The organism is Desulfoscipio gibsoniae DSM 7213 (assembly GCF_000233715.2).
Classification (GTDB): Bacteria; Bacillota; Desulfotomaculia; order Desulfotomaculales; family Desulfallaceae; genus Sporotomaculum; species Sporotomaculum gibsoniae.
Genome location: NC_021184.1, coordinates 4598679 through 4616072, shown reverse-complemented (window position 1 = coordinate 4616072; position 17394 = coordinate 4598679). Strand labels below are relative to the sequence as shown.

The following is a 17394-nucleotide window of genomic DNA, read 5'->3' as shown; positions in this document are numbered from 1 at the left end:
TAGTTTCGTAGTTTATCTTATTGGTGTCATAATCGTCTTTATCCAGGACAACATATGAATATCTCCATTTTTCCAAGTCGTTTAGTGATGATCCTAGGATTTTCAATGACCCAGTTCCTTCGTGGTTCGAAATTCTTGAATTATCCTAGCCCCTAAATCATAGTTAGAATCTTCTTTGCCACCTCCCCCAATTCCATTATATACAATCCAAAATTTATTATCAGTTTCGGGTTTAATGATGTGTTTTAATTTTTTTCTACTTTCTGACAGCTCTGCTATATTAACAGCACCTTTTTTGGAAGAAGATTGAGCATTACAAAGTTCCGCTATACTGTAGGAAGTATAAATCCAGTATAATCCACAACTATTTTTTTGAGGAAAACCTTTCTTTAAACCTTCCCTAGAGTATTTTATAAGTTTATTCGCTTTTCTAGCATTTTCAATTTCTACAATCCTTTCAAACATTAAAATTATCACCCTTTAAAATATAATATAGTGTCGTTTCCTATTACCTAAATGGTCTACCAGAGCCGTGCGGGTGGTTTCCAATTTCGGAAATTAACCAGCTCTTTTTGTTCGGATGGTCGATCACGCTGGGCAGCCCAGTAGTTTGGCCTGATTGGGTTATCTGGTTACCTGGTTGGCTGGTTAATTGTCGGTGATAATTGGCATTAAAAAACACCGCACAGGTAGAAATATTTGTGGGGTGTTTTCTTATTCCTCCACAATCTCCACGATATCAGAAATATCACAGTCCAGAGCCTTACATATTTTAACCAAGACGTCAGTGGTCACATTTTCACCTTTGCCCAGCTTGGCCATGGATGCTGTACTGATTCCGGCAGTCTCCCGCAAATCCTTCTTTAACATATCCCTATCTATCAAGAGCTTCCATAGTTTCTTATAACTTGTCCTCATGTTGCCACCTCACTTAGCTGCCTATAAAGACTAACACAAAAAGAGTTATAGCGCAATTAAAATTTACAAATGCAAATATCAGGTTGAGCATGCGACAATATGTGCTATAATTTACCTATGGGGGAAGGGGGGCTATGACGTGGCGGGCGATCGCTCTTTTACCGATTATGTAAAAAGCCGGTTTCTTGATGACCTTTATCCTGCAGCAGAAGAATATGTCGAGCAAAATTGGGAGAGTTTAGATTTATATCTGCGTAATGTTCATGAAGTTGGCGGGGTTGCCATGTCGGATATGGTAATTAAATTCGTGACGGTTTACGACCTCCCGGATCTGAAAATAGAATTTGATGTCGTGGTGGATGCTGAAATTGAAGTTACAGAGGGCGACTACCATTATGATGATTACGATATCTGCAATCAATGGCTTTCCATCCGATGCACCGGGGATCTAGCCTGTAACCTGGATGATTTTCAGATCAGAAGCATTATCCCATATCAAAAGGGAAAGATGCCCAAACCCCTTTCCGATGCTTTGGTTCCATACATTTATAAAGAGGACTTGGACAAGGTAGCTGTTGACTTCCTGAGCAAATATTATCCGGAGGCCTTAAAAACCCCCATGCCGCTTGACCCATCAAAATTGGCTGAGCGAATGGGGCTCAGGGTAGAAGTACGGGACATCACCGAGGATTTATCCATCTTCGGCCAGATATATTTTCACGATGCTGAGGCGGAATTTTATGATTCGGAAGTAGACCAGTTAATAAAAACATCAGTCAGGGCCAAGACGATATTCGTTGACCCCAAGGCATATTTCATGCGCAATTTGGGTGCCGTCAATAATACTATCGTCCATGAATGTGTCCACTGGGACAAGCACAGGAAAGCCTTTGAACTAGAACGCCTATATAACGCCAGCGCCAGTAGAATTAGGTGTGAAACAGTTGGCGGCATCAAGGACGGTGAAAAGGATGCCACCGACTGGATGGAGTGGCAGGCTAACTCCTTAGCCCCTAGAATTCAAATGCCCCTGGGAACGTTTAAAACCAAGGCCTTTGAACTTATCAAGCAATTTCAAAGGGAACTGGGAACTACTGAACTAATAGATGTGATGGAACCGGTCATCGAAGCACTGGGCATCTTCTTCTGCGTCTCTCGCCAGGCTGCCAAAATCCGCATGATTAACGCCGGGTATGAAGAAGCCATTGGTACTTTCACCTACATAGACGGGCGCTACGTTAAACCCCACAGCTTTAAAAAGGGTGCACTTCTAAAGAATCAGACCTTCTCCATCGGTGCTGAAGATGCGGCAATTCAGAGTATAACCAATCCGGAATTAATCCCCCTGGTGAAAGACGGCAGCTACCTGTATGTAGATGCCCATTTTGTATTAAACCATCCCAAATATGTAGCACAGAATTTATTCGGGGAGACCGAACTAACGGATTATGCCAGGACACATATGGAAGAATGTTGTTTAGTATTTGACCTATCAGTTAGAGCTGGTGTTCGGGAAAGATACCACCGGGAATGTTTTCTAAATAGGGATGAAGCCGCTGTCATAAGTTTTGATATCGTTTACGGGAAAGGCTACCAGCATGCTAAACCGGAAAAAAGGAAAGCATTGTTAGCCGATGTGTTAGCGGAAAATGCTCGTATGTATAGTGAATTGCCAAATAGCTATACCGCCTGCCTCAAAATGGTAAAGAAATGGAGGGGCGTGACATATAAAGAACTTGAGGAAAGGACGCTAATTGATGAACGCACCATCCGGCGGATCGTCAATGGTGAGGGGCAGGGTTCTATTAATTCATTAGTTTCAATTTGCCTCAGCTTGCATCTCCCGCCGGAAATCAGTAGTCATATCATCGAAAGATCTCCATATTCATTAAACTACACTAACGAAAGCCATGTTTATTATAAATTTGCGCTAAACCACCTATACGCCAAGAAAATGGATGATATCAGAGCCTTTTTACAAGAAAACGATGCGCCATTATAAAAATATTTTTTAGCAAAGCGGACACGTGGTGTCCGGTTTTTTTATTCCTAAATTCCTAAGAGCCATATATGAATCCAAACAAGGATTTGTGTATGGCTCTTTTTTTTTTGCCCAAAAAACCTGTTTTGCCCCTAAAAAAGCGGGCATGAAGTGTCCGCCACAGCACCCTGTTTATGGACGATAGTAGAGGTGAAGGAAGCAATTCCACAATAAATTTGGTGCAGCCAAACGGCTCCCGTTTAAAAAAACGGTGAGTTTTTTGGCTAATTCCTATGCCCTTTTCTCACCGGGAAAGGGGCTTTTTTATGCCAAAAGGTGACAACCAGAAGTCAAACAAGGAGTATTACCTGACAATTGATGGCAAGAAAATTACGGTGACGGAGGGTGTTTATAGGACCGATAGGCGACCAGTGTGGGCAGAGCTGAAACGTCAGGAACGGGAAAAAAGATGCTTGATTAGTGATGGCAAGGGTAAAACAAAGCGTTGTATGGAGGATTGCAGTCAGTGTGATAAACAGCGCATCGGTAGCGTTTTGTCACTAGAAAAATTCTCAGAGGATGGTTACGAGATACCCGGTTCCTTTGATGTTGCCGAATTGGTAGCGGAAAAGCTTTTATTTGAGGAACTAGCGGCAGCCCTTGATGAACTAGATCCGCAAAATAAAAGAATTGCTGAATTGTATGGTGACGGAATGTCGGAGCGGCAGATTGCCGATAAGGTTGGACTTTCCCAAAGGACGGTAAACAAGCGCAAGGCCAAGATTTTCGGTCAGCTTCACCAGCGCCTAAAAAATTATAGATAAAAAGGTACTCAAACTGCCCCCAAATGTCCTGTGGATATTGAAGGGCAGTTTTTAGTACTCAAAACCATCAAAAATGTCCTGTGTATGGTGAGGGGATAAAAAGGCCCTTAGAAATGGAGGTGGCAATATGCAAACGAATCTTAGGGACCCGGAGCTAGATGAAGAACTGGCTGGCATCCTAAGCGCCATCAGTATCGTATCCCGGCGTTTAGCAAGGAAGCTGTTAACGCTTCAGCACCAGGACGCCATTAAAGAGGAAGGAAGGGATGTGGGTGAACAGGATGAGTGATTTTTCGCAAGCAGTAACGGAGCTAAGGAATGCAGCCCAATCGCTAATTAGTGTAGCAGATTCACTTAATGACTTATTTGGCGGCGAAGTAGCACCCCAACCAGAATCAGCACCGGAGGAAAAACCTATCACCCTGGAAACTGTCCGGGCAGTTCTGGCGGAGAAATCCAGAAGCGGTTTTACAAGAGAAGTTAAAATGCTCATTGAAAAGCACGGGGCAGCCAGGCTTTCGGAGGTTGACCCGGCAAATTATAAGACCCTCTTAGCGGAAGCTGAGGTGCTGGGCGATGGGTAAACACGCACTGCTTTCGGCTTCAGCTTCCCCCAGGTGGTTAAAATGTCCGCCGTCAGCCCGGCTGTGCCAGAACTACGAGGACAGGGGCAGCGATTACGCCGCCGAGGGTACAGCCGCTCATATCCTGTGTGAATACAAGTTGAAAAAGGCCTTGGGCATGGAGGCAAAAGACCCAACTGCTGACTTAAGTTACTACAGCCAAGAGATGGAGGAATGTGCGGATGGTTACGCAGCCTACATCATGGAGTTGGTGGAAGCGGCCAAGTATACCTGCACCGATCCAGTTGTCCTCATTGAACAGCGGCTGGACTACTCCAGATATGCAGAGGGCGGCTTTGGCACCGGGGATGCCCTGGTTATCGCCGATAAGGTGCTCCACATCATTGATTACAAGCATGGTCAAGGGGTGCTGGTGGAAGCCGAAAGAAACCCGCAAATGATGCTGTACGGGCTGGGGGCACTGGAGATATTTGATTGTCTGTTTGATATCGAAACGGTATCCATGACCATCTACCAGCCCCGCAGGGACAACATCAGCACCTACATCATGACCAAGGAAGACCTCTACCGCTGGGCAGAGGAAGAGCTAAAGCCAATCGCTGAACTGGCCTACGCCGGTGGCGGGGAGTTCCTGTGTGGCGAGTGGTGTCAGTTCTGTAAGGCCAAGCACGAGTGCCGGGCCAGGGCTGAACACAACATGGAATTTGCTCGTTTTGACTTCAAGCTGCCACCACTATTGGAAGACGATGAAGTGGAAGCCATCCTGGGCAGAATCGATGAACTCATATCCTGGGCGGGTGACATCAAGACTTACGCTTTGCAAGCGGCCCTGGGCGGTAAGGAGTGGAACGGCTGGAAACTGGTCGCAGGTAGAAGTGTTCGCAAGTACATTAGTGAAGATGCGGTAGCCCAGGCGGTACAGGCAGCGGGTTATGACCCATATGAACAAAAATTGAAGGGCATCACTGTCATGGAAAAAACCCTCGGCAAAGCCAGATTTACTGAACTGCTAGGTGGATTGGTTGAAAAACCACCTGGAAAACCGACTTTAGTGCCGGTGGATGATAAACGCCCGGCTATCAATACAGCACAACAGGACTTTAGTGAAAATTAAGGAGGAAAATCATATGTTTAAAAACCCTATGAAAGTTATTACCGGACCTAATACTCGTTGGTCCTACGCAAATGTGTGGGAGGCCAAGTCAATTAACGGCGGCACCCCAAAGTTCTCGGTATCTTTGATTGTCCCAAAGAGCGACACCAAAACGGTGGCCAAGATTAAAGCTGCCATCGAAGCTGCCTACCGTGAGGGGGAAGCAAAGCTGAAGGGTAACGGTAAAACGGTACCACCTCTTTCCGCTATTAAGACACCGCTTAGGGACGGCGATACCGAAAGACCCGATGATCCGGCATACGCCAATGCCTATTTCGTCAATGCCAATTCCACCACTGCACCGGGCATTGTGGATGCCGACCGTCAGCCCATCCTGGAGCGCTCCGAGGTTTACAGCGGTGTTTATGGCCGGGCCAGTATCAATTTTTATGCCTACAATAGTTCGGGAAATCGCGGGATCGCATGTGGGCTCAATAATCTGCAGAAAATCCGTGACGGCGAACCGCTCGGCGGCAAGTCCAGGGCAGAGGACGACTTCGCCACTGCTGACGATGATGATTTCCTTTCCTAGTGACTGCAGGGGTGGCGGGGTTTTGCCTCGCTGCCCCACACCTGTAAAGGAGAATCCAATGAAAACGCTCGGAATCGATATTGAGACATTTTCCAGTGCAGACCTTAAAAAGACCGGTGTTTATAAATACGCCGAATCACACGATTTTGAAATACTCCTGTTTGGCTACAGCGTGGATGGCGGTGAGGTTCAGGTAGTGGATTTTACCGCCGGTGAGAAGTTGCCGGATGAAATAATACATGCATTAACTGACCCTGGTGTTACCAAGTGGGCCTTTAACAGTCAGTTTGAACGCATCTGTTTATCCCGCTGGTTGGGACTTCAATATCTCGATCCAAGGCCCTGGCGCTGCACCATGGTTTGGTCGGCCTATATGGGACTGCCCCTTTCTTTAGAAGGAGTGGGTGCGGTGCTGGGATTGGAAAAACAAAAATTAACGGAAGGGAAAGATTTAATCCGCTACTTCTGCACCCCGTGTAAACCAACTATTGCTAACGGTAAGCGGACAAGGAATCTGCCCATCCATGACCCGGCTAAGTGGGAACAGTTCAAAGCCTATAACCGCCGGGATGTGGAGGTGGAAATAGCCATTCAGGAAAGGTTAGCCAAGTTTCCCGTGCCGGAGAACATTTGGGACGAATTCCACCTGGATCAGGAGATAAACGACCGGGGTGTGGCTTTGGATATGACCCTTGTCCAGCAAGCCATTAAAGCCGATGAGCGTACCCGCTCTGAACTATTAGGGAGAATGGGCGAGCTGACAGACCTTGATAATCCCAATTCCGTACAACAGCTAAAAGAATGGTTAGCTGACCATGGGCTTGAGACAGATACCCTGGGCAAAAAAGCTGTGGCGGAGCTATTGGAAACAGCACCTAAACCCCTGGATGAAGTGCTGCAACTTCGCCAGCAGCTGGCTAAATCATCAGTGAAAAAGTATCAGGCCATGGAAAACGTGGCCTGTCTAGATAATCGCACTCGTGGAATATTTCAATTCTATGGTGCCAATCGAACCGGGCGATGGTCAGGCAGGCTTTTACAGCCACAAAATTTACCGAGGAACGACATGCCTGGTTTGGCACAAGCCAGGAGCCTTGTGCGCTCCGGTAATTTTACCGCTTTGGAGATGCTCTATGATTCGGTGCCGGAAGTGCTGTCGGAATTAATTAGAACCGCCTTCATTCCCAAACTCGGTTATAAATTCATCGTGGCGGATTTCTCATCAATCGAGCGGGTAGTGTTGGCCTGGCTTGCCGGGGAGCGGTGGGTGCTAGATGCCTACGCTGCTAAAAAGGATTTATACATCGCTACCGCTAGTCAGATGTTTGGTGTGCCTATTACAGATAAAAAAGACCCACTCAGGCAAAAAGGTAAAATTGCGGATTTGGCCTGTATAGCGAAAGGGCAACTGGTGTTGACGGATACAGGACTTGTACCCATAGAGGAAGTTACCACAGAACATAAAGTTTGGGATGGCCAAGGGTGGGTAACCCATGGAGGTTTAGTTCACAAAGGCCAGCGGGAGACCGTAAACGTTGATGGTGTGATATGCACCCCAGACCACCTGGTTTTAACTAATCAGGGCTGGGTGGAAAGCGGTAAAAGTGGCGGCCTTCATTGGGCCGGGGTTTATCGTCCAAATAGTGCTGTCCAGGCATTATCCCCTACCCCCGCCGGGGTAAAACGGGTATATGACCTGGTGAACTGCGGCAGGCGGCACCGGTTTGCAGTATGGAACGGACGGCGGCTGTGTTTGGTTCATAACTGCGGCTACGGCGGCTCGGTGGGTGCAATAAAGGCCATGGGTGCTTTGGAAATGGGACTTACAGAGGAAGAACTAAAACCACTGGTTGATGCCTGGAGAGCAGCCAACCCCAACATTGTCCGCTTTTGGTGGGACGTTGACCGGGCGGCATTAACCGCAGTTCGGGAACGCACCACCACAGAAACTCACGGTATCCGTTTTGCTTATCAAAGCGGAATGCTGTTTATCACCTTGCCTTCTGGCAGACGGCTGGCCTATGTGAAACCTCGCATTGGTACTAACCACTTTGGCTCCGACAGTGTGACTTATGAAGGTATTGGTGCGGCTAAGAAGTGGGAGCGGCTGGAAACATACGGTGCGAAAATTGTTGAAAACATTATTCAGGCAATCAGCCGTGACCTTCTGTGTTATGCCATGCAGAACCTGCGGCATTTGCCTATCGTGATGCACATCCATGACGAAATCGTCATCGAAGCTGAACAGCAAATGTCAGTTCGGACGGTGTGCGAACAAATGAGCCAAATTCCGCCTTGGGCCAAGGGGCTGTTACTTCGGGCGGAGGGCTTCGAATGTGATTTTTACCAGAAAGATTAACTACGGATTTTGGCTGGTACCTGTCCTTTAGATAGTAAGGAGCCTCATGTTGTTGGCAACAGTATAAATTAATTTTTATTAACGATACAACAAAATCATGTTGCCAGCAACATCAGGTAACAGGCGGGGGTTCGAATTATTTCTCCGCTTATGGGTACTCAAAACCATCAAAAATGTCCTGTGTATATTAGAAGGTCAGTTGCCAAACCACTGCTTACTGTCCTGTGAAAAGTAAAGGAGGCAGAAAACCTATGTTTTATGTAAAAGCGCAGCTTAGTGATGAAGTGGAAATTGCTGTGGAAATCCATGATGACAATGTGTTTTGCATCTGCCCCGGTTGTGGGCGTGAAGTAGAAGTTGACCTCGCTGAGATATTGGGCACCGGTGATAGCGACCTGTATGGCACTGAAGTATTTTGCTCGGAGTGCAGCCGGGTCAGATTGGAGGGAGATAGATGGACTGGCGCAACAGTGAGGGTTACTCCGACCCGACACCATATGAAGCCTTGAAAGCAGTCAAGATTTATCGGCCACTGGTGTATATAGCATCACCTTTTGCCGGGGATATGGAAAGGAACATCGAACGAGCCAGAGGCTATTGCAGATTGGCGGTCAGCCTGGGGTGCATTCCCCTGGCCCCGCACCTGCACTACCCGCAGTTTATGGACGATGGGGACAGGCAGCAGCGGGAACTGGGCCTTTGGTTTGCTCTAATCCTGCTTGGAAAATGTGACGAACTTTGGGTATTTGGTAGCCACATCAGTAGCGGCATGGCTGCTGAAATCGCTAAAGCGGAACGGCGGGGTATGCCTATTAGGTACTTTGACAGTAAAGGTGAGGAGGTTGGGAGATGCACGATTTAATTGCAATTGATTATAAAAATGATACCCCTACGGTTAATGGACGTGAACTTCACAAGGCTTTGGAAATAGGAACCGAGTATGCCAAATGGTTTAGCCGAATGACAGAATACGGTTTTAAAGAAGGAAAAGACTATTCGTCATTTTTGACGGTTAGATCGGATGGACTTCCCGGTAAACCAAAAACTGATCATTCCCTAACAATATCCATGGCAAAAGAAATCTGCATGATCCAAAGAAATGAAATAGGGAAAAAGTTTAGGGAACACTTCATCGCCATCGAGGAAGCCTGGAACTCCCCTGAAAAAATTATGGAGCGGGCACTGCAGATCGCCCAGCAAAAAGCCATTGAAGCTGAAAGAAAGATATTTGCCTTGGTTGAGGAAAATGAAACCCTTGAAATCGCCCTTAATTCATCGCTTAAGTTTTATACCGTGGCCAAATATAACAGGACTTTTAATATGGGCTGGAATTTAAAACAGTGCCAAAGGATCGGCAAACGCTTATCTGCATACTGCCGCTCCCGTGCTATTGAAATAAGGACGTGCGAAACGAATGATGAAAGGTTTGGCACCGTTAACAGTTATCCCATCACTGCTTGGGAAGATTTCCTGGAGGTGACTCAATGTGTTGTCTAACAAATGGGGCGGGAAGGAGGTCTTAGAATGATTGAATTTACCCTTTACACAGCAAATTGCACGGGGAACCTGGCCAACTGCCTGTACCCAAACAAGGTGGTAATCAAAGACAAGGCCTCCTTCATCGAAGCCATCAAGTTTGACCACGTAAGTGCGAAGTATAAGGGCAACTACCGCAGCAACGCCAATTTCATCAAGGCTGATAATAACGTATTCGATTGCGATAACGACCACTCGGATGATCCCAAGGATTGGGTTACCCCCGATGATGTTGCCACGGCCTTCCCAGGGGTTCCCTTTGTCGTATCTTATAGCCGAAACCACATGAAGCAAAAAGGCGATAAATTACCCCGGCCCAGGTTCCACGTGTATTTTGCTATTCCGGTAATTACTGATCCGAAAGAATACGCCGCCTTAAAGCTTGCCGTGGCATCAAGGTTTCCCTTTTTCGATAGCAACGCCCTTGACAGTGCCAGGTTTATCTTCGGCTCGGATAACGGTAATGTGGAGCTTTTCGAAGGGGACATCAACATCAAAGAATTCCTGGAGGACAGCAGTTTTACCGACTGGGACGAGAGCCAGGATGAAATACCCCAAGGGCAGCGCAACAACACCATGTCCCGTTATGCCGGGAGAATCATCAAGCGTTTTGGCAACACCGAAGAAGCCCACTCCAAGTTTCTAGCCCTGGCGGAAAAATGCAATCCACCGCTTGAGGAAAAGGAACTGCAAATTATTTGGAACAGTGCTGTCAGCTTCGGGGAAAAGGTAGCTGCCCAGGCCGGGTATATCCCACCGGAGGTCTACAATTCAGACAGTGTTTTAAAGCCATCAGATTTTTCGGATGTAGGCCAAGCAGTTGTTTTAGCCAGGGAATATGAGGACAAACTCAGGTACTCCCCGGCTACAGATTTCATTGTCTACAACGGCAGCTTTTGGGAGGAATCAAAGCCCAAAGCCCAGGCCATAGCCCAGGAACTTACCACCAGGCAACTGAAAGAAGCCAGGGCTGAAATGAAAAAAGCCATGGATGAGATGGAGAAAAACGGTGCACTTGACATATTAGCCGACAAGGGTCCCAAAAAGGCAATAGCTGATTTTAATGATGTACAGTCCCATGCCTATGAAAAGTTTGAAGCCGCCGATGCGTATAGGAAATATGCCATCAAGCGCCGGAATTCAAAGTATATAGCGGCATCATTAAAAGAAGCTCAGCCCATGCTGGAGATTAACCAAAGTGCTCTTGATACCAATGAATTTTTACTAAACACACCCAAGGCCACCTATGACTTAAGAACCGGGGCCAGAATGAAACATGATCCTGGTCACTTTATTACCAAAGAAACTGCGGTGGAACCGGGTACTGCAGGTATGGATAAATGGAAGGATGCTTTAAATACCTTTTTCCTAAATGATAAGTCACTAATTGACTACGTGCAAAAGGTAGTGGGACTGGCCGCCATTGGCAAGGTCTACGTGGAGGCCTTAATTATCGCCCACGGGGAAGGCCGCAATGGTAAATCTACCTTCTGGAACGCAATCTCCAGAGTGCTGGGCACCTATAGTGGCAATATTTCCGCCGATATATTGACCGTTGGCTGCCGGAGAAATGTAAAGCCAGAACTGGCTGAGGCCAAGGGAAAAAGGCTCTTAATTGCAGCGGAGATGGAAGAAGGCATGCGGCTAAATACCTCCAACGTCAAACAGCTTTGCTCCACTGATGAAATCTATGCGGAAAAGAAATACAAAGACCCATTCAGCTATATTCCCAGCCACACCTTGGTGTTATACACCAACCACTTGCCAAGGGTGGGAGCCCTGGACACCGGTACCTGGAGGCGGCTAATCGTTATCCCCTTTACTGCCAAGATTGAAGGCAGCGCCGATATTAAAAACTACGGCGATTACCTGTTCGAGCAAGCGGGCGGGGCCATACTTAGCTGGATAATCGAAGGTGCCAAAAAAGTGATTATGGATGATTACCAGATCGAGCTACCGGAAAAAGTGAAGGATGCCATTTCCGCCTACAAGGAAAACAACGATTGGCTAGCCCACTTCCTTGAGGAATGCTGTGAGCTGGATAGAACCTTCACTGAAAAATCAGGTGAACTATACAGCGAGTACCGGGCCTTTTGCATGAGGACAGGTGAGTATACCAGGAGCACCACCGATTTCTACGCGGCGCTTGAAATGGAAGATTTTGAAAGGCAAAGGACAAGAGCAGGAGTTATTGTCAAGGGATTAAGGTTAAGGTCTGATTTTCTTCTAGAATAGGCTATTTTCCTAGGTGTGAAGGTCGATGTAGGTCTTGTCATAGAGTTTCCTATAGCAAAAAAAAAATAAATAAAACTATATATATAAAGTTATGTAATTGACCATCACGACCTTCACACCCCCACTAATCCCTGACGCTAAGGAGGGGGAATATGAGTGAAAAACATATTGAACAAAAGCTAGTCAAAGCAGTTAAAGCGGCGGGAGGTATAGCGCCAAAGTTTATCAGTCCAGGTCTTGCCGGTATGCCTGACCGCTTGGTGTTATTACCAGAAGGCAAAATAGCCTTCGTTGAGATCAAGGGCTATGGCATAAAACCACGGCCCCTGCAGGTAAAAAGACACGAAAAGCTGAGGCGGCTAGGATTTAAGGTATACGTATTGGACGAGCAGCGGCAGATTGGGGTGATTTTAAATGAAATACAGACCACATGATTATCAGAAGTATACTACCCATTTTATATTAAACCATCCCCAGGCCGCTATATTCCTTGATTGCGGTTTAGGCAAGACGGTAATCACCCTAACGGCCTTATTCTACCTGCTGTTTGATTACTTTGAAATCAGAAAAGTGCTTGTAATTTGCCCTCTACGGGTGGGGGCTGTGTGGGTGGAGGAAATAATTAAATGGCAGCATCTAAATATGCTGCGGTTTGCAGTGGCCATTGGCACAGAGGCACAGCGCAAAACGGCATTACTGCAAGCAGCCGATATCTATATCATCAACCGGGAAAATGTGGACTGGTTAGTTAATAAAAGCGGGCTGCCTTTCGATTACGACATGGTGGTGGTAGATGAGCTAAGTTCCTTTAAATCCCACCAGGCCAAACGGTTTAAAAGCCTGATGAAAGTGCGGCCAAAAGTAAAAAGAATTGTGGGCCTTACCGGCACACCATCGGCTAACGGCTTAATGGATTTATGGGCGGAATTCCGGCTTCTGGATATGGGCCACAGGCTGGGCCGCTTTATTGGAAGATATAGAGAGGACTACTTTGTACCGGATAAAAGGAATCAGCAGATTGTATTCAGCTATAAACCAAAGCCCGGTGCTGAATATGCCATCTACCGGCGCATCTCCGACATCACGATATCCATGAAGAATACCGACTACCTGAAGTTACCGGAATTGGTGATGAACGAAGTAACCGTCAAGCTATCGGACAAAGAGGCGGATTACTACCGTACCTTGCAGCAGGAACTAGTGCTGCCGCTAAAAGGCAAAGAGATTGATGCCGTTAACGCTGCAGCCCTGTCCGGTAAACTTCTTCAGATGGCCAACGGGGCTGTATACGATGAAGACGGTGCCGTGGTGCAGATACACGACCGTAAGCTGGATGCACTGGAGGATTTAATCGAAGCGGCTAACGGCAAACCGGTATTAATTGCTTACTGGTTCAAGCATGACCTACAGCGGATACTAAAGCGGTTTAAGGCTACAAAGCTGGATGACACCACTTCCATAAAACGGTGGAATGAAGGTGAAATCCCGGTGGCTGTTATCCACCCCGCCTCCGCTGGCCATGGGCTAAACCTGCAAGCAGGCGGCAGCACTTTAATCTGGTTTGGTTTAACTTGGAGCCTGGAACTTTACCAGCAAACCAATGCCCGGCTGTGGCGGCAAGGCCAGCAGGATACGGTTGTTATTCACCACATCATCACTGAAGGCACCATTGATGAAGATGTTATGAACGCTTTGAAAAGAAAAGATAAAACCCAAAATGCACTAATCGAAGCAGTGAAGGCCAGGATTTATCAGGAGGTGGAGTAATCATGCGTACCGGTTGTTTTGCTTACAAACGAAACAGCTGCACGGCCTTAAAAGTAAAAAAGTGTGAAGGCTGCAGTTTCTATAAAACCAAGGAGCAGTTTGAGTTGGGTCAAAAAAAGGCATTGGAGCGGATTCGTGGTTTGGATGCGGAGAGGCAGAAACATATTTTTGAAAAATATTACGGGGGTGAAAGAGCATGAATGCCAAGGAATATTTATCGCAAGCCCTATGGCTTGACCAGCGGGTTAACACCAAGCTAGAGCAGCTGCAAACACTGCGGGAACTGTCCATGAAGGTGTCGGCTAACCTGACAGTGGAAAAGGTGGCCGGTGGCAATAATAAAAAAGGCCAGATGGAAAATACGGTGGTTAAAATTGTGGATTTAGAGAAAGAAATCAAAGAGGACCTTGCCCGGTCAATTGCCATCAAAGCTGAAATTATGAACACCATCAGCCAGGTGGATGACCCTATCGGTCAAATAATACTGGAGATGCGGTATATCAACGGCAAAGGCTGGGATGAGATTTCCAGTAGCCTGAATTACCGGGACAGCTCAATCTTTAAGATCCATAGTAGAGCCCTGAAAGAAGTCAACAGAATAAAAAAAGAGGGTAGTAAAATACAGTAAAATGGAGTAAAATCCAGTAGAATCCACCCCCGACATGTGTTATATTATACCTGTAAAGGCATGGAAAAATATCAAGAGCACCAGATGCTGTTTGAATAGGCCCTTAGGATAGATCGCCCAACGACTCCGGGGAAACGCAGCATTCTTGATAGCAAGCCCTAGTGGGATTAAACCCTCGGGGCTTTTTCTATGCCTGAAACTAGTCGAACTGTAAACATTTTAGTTTCTTTTTTGCCTAGAAAGTTAATATATATATTAACCTATTGAAAAAATAAAGAACTTAAAGTATAATGGTATCAAATTTACCTAGAAGGTTAATACTAATATTAACTTAAAGGCAAAACAAGGAACTGGGTGATTCAATTAACATGAAGTATTATGAAGATTTCTTAAAGATGGAAGTATTTAACCTTAAGGATGCCCAAAAAGTTGTAGGGAGCATAGAAAACGCCAAGGTGTTATTAAATTCATATGTAAAAAATGGCCTTGTCAAGCGAGTACGCCGAGATTTGTATTGTGCTGTAAATTTAGAAAACAGAGATGCGCCGGCTAATCGATATTTGGTGGGTAGTAAAATAAATGACAGTGCTTATTTGACATACCACTCTGCCTTTGAGGTCCATGGATTATCCCACCAGGTAAGTTTTGTAGTTTATGTGTCCTCAGAACAAAAGATATCCGATTTTGAATTTGAAGGAGTTTTATACAAATATGTGGGTAAAGGCATTAAAGAGGGTGTTACTCATTATCGTTTAAATGACAAGGTTAAACTGACAGATCTAGAAAGAACAGTTGTTGACTCTCTAGACAGGCCGGATTACTGTGGCGGGGTCCATGAATTAGATGAGATATTAAAAATATGTACGGTTCTGGATGAAACAAAGCTGGCAAATTATTTAGAAATGTATAATAAACAGATACTTTATAAAAAGGCAGGCTACTTCCTGGAGCGCCACCAGCAATCTTTAGGAATAACAGATGGTTTATTAAGTCTGATAGAAAAAAAGACCGGAAATACAAAAAAGTATTTAAGTGAAGAAGCACAAAATGGTAGCGGTGTGCTTATAAAAAGATGGGCCCTGATAGTGCCAAAAACTCTTGAAGTTAGGGATGATATATTTGTTTAGTCCAGATCGGAAATACTACCTGAAACTTTCTGAAAAAACAGGGTTTCACAAAGACGTAATAGAGAAGGTTCACCGGTTAATTGTTATACTAGAATTTATAAATAGCAATGCATTTTTAAAAGACCGATTAGTCCTAAAAGGTGGGACTGCCTTAAACCTTACTATCTTTGCTTTGCCCAGATTATCTGTAGATATAGATCTAGATTTTCACTCCTATGATAGCCGGGAGAAGGTACTTGAAGAACGGATTAAAGTAAAAGAATTGTTATATGCACATTTAGAGAGACAAGGTTATGATATATCCAAAAAATCAAAAGACTATTTTGCTCTGGAATCAATTGTAGCTCGTTTTCAAAACAACGCAGGTAATTTTGATAATATAAAAATTGAGATAAACTATTCTTTAAGACATCATATTTGGCCGCCCGTAATGAGAAGAATAAATACAGATTTATTTGGGGCCAGAGGAGAAGTGAAAACTTTAGATGGCATTGAACTTTTGGCTTCCAAAACAGCGGCTCTGTTTAACCGTCTGGCGGCAAGGGATTTTTACGATTTATACAATGTGAAAAAGTATGGTATTCTTTCTGAAAAGGACTATGTCAGCTATTGTAAAGCTGTAGTTTTTTATGGTTCCATTTCAGGAGAAGCGGCAAAATTAAGTTTTTCTCCTAACCGGATGGACCAGCTAAAAATGAGAACAGTCCATCAGGATTTATATCCCATGCTGGTTAAAAGTGAACGGTTTGAATTGGACAAAACCAAATCAGAAGTCAAGGAATTTCTAGTAAACAGTATTGTTTTAACATCAAGGCATAAAGAATATTTACAGCAGTTCTCCAGGGGAAGCTACCAGCCGGAGCTATTGTTTTCTGGGAAGACGCTGGAGAATATAAAACAGCACCCAATGGCAATTTGGAAAACTATGAACGTAGGCAAAAATAAATAAAATTAAAACCACAGGCAACAAAGCTTGTGGTTTTTCTATGCCCAAAAAACAGGACTGAATAATAATGAAAGGTGACTAAACTCACCGTAGAATACCACCACGACTATTAACGGAAATAACCAGGCTCTGACAGCACACTTGCTCTCAGGGCTTTTTCTATGGAGGTGCCATTATGAAATGTATATCCTGCCGCTTTGCCACCATTGATGAATCCGCCAGTGATAAACATTGGACGGCTTACGAGTGTGGCAATCCAAAGAGCGAGTACCATAAATCCTTAATTAACATTTCCGTAAACGGTGACAAACATAAACGGATCTCCTGGTCCGGGTGTCAGCACGGTGAGAGGAAGGTGAAGTCCATTGCCAAGGAAGCCACTAGCACCCTGCCGCCATCCCGGTTGCCCGGAGCTGACCGATGCTCGGTTCTGCCCCAAACACATGCAGGAATACAACTGGCGGTACAACCGGAAAGAGCGACCCAAGTATTCTAAACAGCTTTACAACAGTGCCCGCTGGCAGCGGTTAAGGAAGAAAGTTTTGCTGGCGCATCCCCTCTGTGTAGAGTGTGAACGTCAGGGCAGGATTACTCCGGCAACAATAGTTGATCACGTAAAACCCCACAAAGGCAATCTGAATCTGTTTTGGGATGAGAACAATTTACAAGCTCTTTGTAAAAATTGTCATGACAGCAAGACCACCAAAGAAGGCCGCTGGGGAGATAAAAACAAGATTTACAGTTATTAGTATAATTACCAGCCTGACCTGTAGATAACGCTGTGGATAAATTAGGGTAGGGGGT

At 45.5% G+C, this 17394-nt stretch carries 20 protein-coding genes; 18 read left to right on the top strand and 2 right to left on the bottom strand.

The features are described 5' to 3' along the window. Nucleotides 1-102: 102 nt before the first annotated feature. Both DESGI_RS21575 and DESGI_RS21570 read right to left on the bottom strand, forming a co-directional pair. Nucleotides 103-465, bottom strand: coding sequence for a hypothetical protein (locus DESGI_RS21575; RefSeq protein ID WP_006524175.1), 363 nt, complete (start codon nt 463-465; stop codon nt 103-105). Between the two features lie 249 nt (nt 466-714). After that, nucleotides 715-918, bottom strand: coding sequence for a helix-turn-helix domain-containing protein (locus DESGI_RS21570; RefSeq protein WP_006524176.1), 204 nt, complete (start codon nt 916-918; stop codon nt 715-717). 139 nt (nt 919-1057) lie between these two features. Here DESGI_RS21570 and DESGI_RS21565 point away from each other — a divergent pair, with 139 nt between their 5' ends. The 18 genes from DESGI_RS21565 to DESGI_RS21480 all read left to right on the top strand — a co-directional run bounded on the left by DESGI_RS21565 (nt 1058) and on the right by DESGI_RS21480 (nt 17339). Continuing rightward, on the top strand, nt 1058-2920 hold the full coding sequence (locus tag DESGI_RS21565) for a helix-turn-helix domain-containing protein (protein ID WP_006524177.1): 1863 nt from the start codon (nt 1058-1060) through the stop codon (nt 2918-2920). A gap of 305 nt (nt 2921-3225) precedes the next feature. After that, nucleotides 3226-3723: an RNA polymerase sigma factor gene (locus DESGI_RS21560; protein ID WP_006524178.1), complete on the top strand. Its 498-nt coding sequence runs from the start codon at nt 3226-3228 to the stop codon at nt 3721-3723. 127 nt (nt 3724-3850) lie between these two features. Beyond that, nucleotides 3851-4012: a hypothetical protein gene (locus DESGI_RS25260; RefSeq protein WP_006524179.1), complete on the top strand. Its 162-nt coding sequence runs from the start codon at nt 3851-3853 to the stop codon at nt 4010-4012. Beyond that, on the top strand, nt 3990-4307 hold the full coding sequence (locus DESGI_RS21555) for a hypothetical protein (protein WP_006524180.1): 318 nt from the start codon (nt 3990-3992) through the stop codon (nt 4305-4307). Before DESGI_RS25260 ends, DESGI_RS21555 begins: the two co-directional genes overlap by 23 nt. Then, on the top strand, nt 4300-5421 hold the full coding sequence (locus DESGI_RS21550; RefSeq protein ID WP_006524181.1) for a DUF2800 domain-containing protein: 1122 nt from the start codon (nt 4300-4302) through the stop codon (nt 5419-5421). Before DESGI_RS21555 ends, DESGI_RS21550 begins: the two co-directional genes overlap by 8 nt. Before the next feature lie 13 nt (nt 5422-5434). Then, entirely contained in the window at nt 5435-5992 is a 558-nt protein-coding gene (locus DESGI_RS21545) for a DUF2815 family protein (RefSeq protein WP_006524182.1), read from the top strand. A gap of 58 nt (nt 5993-6050) precedes the next feature. Next, the gene (locus DESGI_RS21540) at nt 6051-8351 is read left to right on the top strand and encodes a DNA polymerase (RefSeq protein ID WP_006524183.1); all 2301 of its coding nucleotides are present in this window, start codon (nt 6051-6053) and stop codon (nt 8349-8351) included. Between the two features lie 251 nt (nt 8352-8602). Further along, on the top strand, nt 8603-8860 hold the full coding sequence (locus tag DESGI_RS21535; protein WP_006524184.1) for a hypothetical protein: 258 nt from the start codon (nt 8603-8605) through the stop codon (nt 8858-8860). Then, nucleotides 8806-9213 carry a DUF7768 domain-containing protein gene (locus DESGI_RS21530; RefSeq protein ID WP_006524185.1) on the top strand — a complete coding sequence of 136 codons (408 nt, stop codon included), beginning with the start codon at nt 8806-8808 and terminating at the stop codon, nt 9211-9213. Before DESGI_RS21535 ends, DESGI_RS21530 begins: the two co-directional genes overlap by 55 nt. Further along, on the top strand, nt 9201-9848 hold the full coding sequence (locus DESGI_RS21525) for an antA/AntB antirepressor family protein (protein ID WP_006524186.1): 648 nt from the start codon (nt 9201-9203) through the stop codon (nt 9846-9848). The genes DESGI_RS21530 and DESGI_RS21525 overlap by 13 nt, the downstream gene beginning before the upstream one ends. 27 nt (nt 9849-9875) lie before the next feature. Beyond that, on the top strand, nt 9876-12122 hold the full coding sequence (locus tag DESGI_RS21520) for a phage/plasmid primase, P4 family (protein WP_006524187.1): 2247 nt from the start codon (nt 9876-9878) through the stop codon (nt 12120-12122). A gap of 152 nt (nt 12123-12274) precedes the next feature. Beyond that, on the top strand, nt 12275-12556 hold the full coding sequence (locus DESGI_RS21515; RefSeq protein ID WP_006524188.1) for a PDDEXK family nuclease: 282 nt from the start codon (nt 12275-12277) through the stop codon (nt 12554-12556). Continuing rightward, nucleotides 12537-13889: an SNF2-related protein gene (locus DESGI_RS21510; RefSeq protein ID WP_006524189.1), complete on the top strand. Its 1353-nt coding sequence runs from the start codon at nt 12537-12539 to the stop codon at nt 13887-13889. The genes DESGI_RS21515 and DESGI_RS21510 overlap by 20 nt, the downstream gene beginning before the upstream one ends. A gap of 2 nt (nt 13890-13891) precedes the next feature. Then, nucleotides 13892-14089, top strand: a complete 198-nt coding sequence (locus tag DESGI_RS21505) for a hypothetical protein (protein WP_006524190.1) — start codon at nt 13892-13894, stop codon at nt 14087-14089. Next, a complete protein-coding gene (locus tag DESGI_RS21500) occupies nt 14086-14517 on the top strand; it encodes a DUF1492 domain-containing protein (RefSeq protein ID WP_006524191.1) in 432 nt (143 codons plus the stop codon). Before DESGI_RS21505 ends, DESGI_RS21500 begins: the two co-directional genes overlap by 4 nt. A 368-nt stretch (nt 14518-14885) precedes the next feature. Then, on the top strand, nt 14886-15644 hold the full coding sequence (locus DESGI_RS21495) for a type IV toxin-antitoxin system AbiEi family antitoxin domain-containing protein (protein ID WP_006524192.1): 759 nt from the start codon (nt 14886-14888) through the stop codon (nt 15642-15644). Then, nucleotides 15637-16593 carry a nucleotidyl transferase AbiEii/AbiGii toxin family protein gene (locus tag DESGI_RS21490; RefSeq protein ID WP_006524193.1) on the top strand — a complete coding sequence of 319 codons (957 nt, stop codon included), beginning with the start codon at nt 15637-15639 and terminating at the stop codon, nt 16591-16593. The genes DESGI_RS21495 and DESGI_RS21490 overlap by 8 nt, the downstream gene beginning before the upstream one ends. A gap of 362 nt (nt 16594-16955) precedes the next feature. After that, the gene (locus tag DESGI_RS21480) at nt 16956-17339 is read left to right on the top strand and encodes an HNH endonuclease (RefSeq protein ID WP_015618033.1); all 384 of its coding nucleotides are present in this window, start codon (nt 16956-16958) and stop codon (nt 17337-17339) included. The last annotated feature ends 55 nt before the right edge of the window (nt 17340-17394 follow it).

Coding starts and splice junctions, on each gene's coding strand:
- DESGI_RS21515 (WP_006524188.1), top strand. CDS start 12,275: ATGAGTGAAAAACATATTGAACAAAAGCTAGTCAAAGCAGTTAAAGCG.
- DESGI_RS25260 (WP_006524179.1), top strand. CDS start 3,851: ATGCAAACGAATCTTAGGGACCCGGAGCTAGATGAAGAACTGGCTGGC.
- DESGI_RS21555 (WP_006524180.1), top strand. CDS start 3,990: ATGTGGGTGAACAGGATGAGTGATTTTTCGCAAGCAGTAACGGAGCTA.
- DESGI_RS21530 (WP_006524185.1), top strand. CDS start 8,806: ATGGACTGGCGCAACAGTGAGGGTTACTCCGACCCGACACCATATGAA.
- DESGI_RS21495 (WP_006524192.1), top strand. CDS start 14,886: ATGAAGTATTATGAAGATTTCTTAAAGATGGAAGTATTTAACCTTAAG.
- DESGI_RS21545 (WP_006524182.1), top strand. CDS start 5,435: ATGTTTAAAAACCCTATGAAAGTTATTACCGGACCTAATACTCGTTGG.
- DESGI_RS21525 (WP_006524186.1), top strand. CDS start 9,201: ATGCACGATTTAATTGCAATTGATTATAAAAATGATACCCCTACGGTT.
- DESGI_RS21570 (WP_006524176.1), bottom strand. CDS start 918: ATGAGGACAAGTTATAAGAAACTATGGAAGCTCTTGATAGATAGGGAT.
- DESGI_RS21540 (WP_006524183.1), top strand. CDS start 6,051: ATGAAAACGCTCGGAATCGATATTGAGACATTTTCCAGTGCAGACCTT.
- DESGI_RS21560 (WP_006524178.1), top strand. CDS start 3,226: ATGCCAAAAGGTGACAACCAGAAGTCAAACAAGGAGTATTACCTGACA.
- DESGI_RS21550 (WP_006524181.1), top strand. CDS start 4,300: ATGGGTAAACACGCACTGCTTTCGGCTTCAGCTTCCCCCAGGTGGTTA.
- DESGI_RS21500 (WP_006524191.1), top strand. CDS start 14,086: ATGAATGCCAAGGAATATTTATCGCAAGCCCTATGGCTTGACCAGCGG.
- DESGI_RS21510 (WP_006524189.1), top strand. CDS start 12,537: ATGAAATACAGACCACATGATTATCAGAAGTATACTACCCATTTTATA.
- DESGI_RS21575 (WP_006524175.1), bottom strand. CDS start 465: ATGTTTGAAAGGATTGTAGAAATTGAAAATGCTAGAAAAGCGAATAAA.
- DESGI_RS21505 (WP_006524190.1), top strand. CDS start 13,892: ATGCGTACCGGTTGTTTTGCTTACAAACGAAACAGCTGCACGGCCTTA.
- DESGI_RS21535 (WP_006524184.1), top strand. CDS start 8,603: ATGTTTTATGTAAAAGCGCAGCTTAGTGATGAAGTGGAAATTGCTGTG.
- DESGI_RS21520 (WP_006524187.1), top strand. CDS start 9,876: ATGATTGAATTTACCCTTTACACAGCAAATTGCACGGGGAACCTGGCC.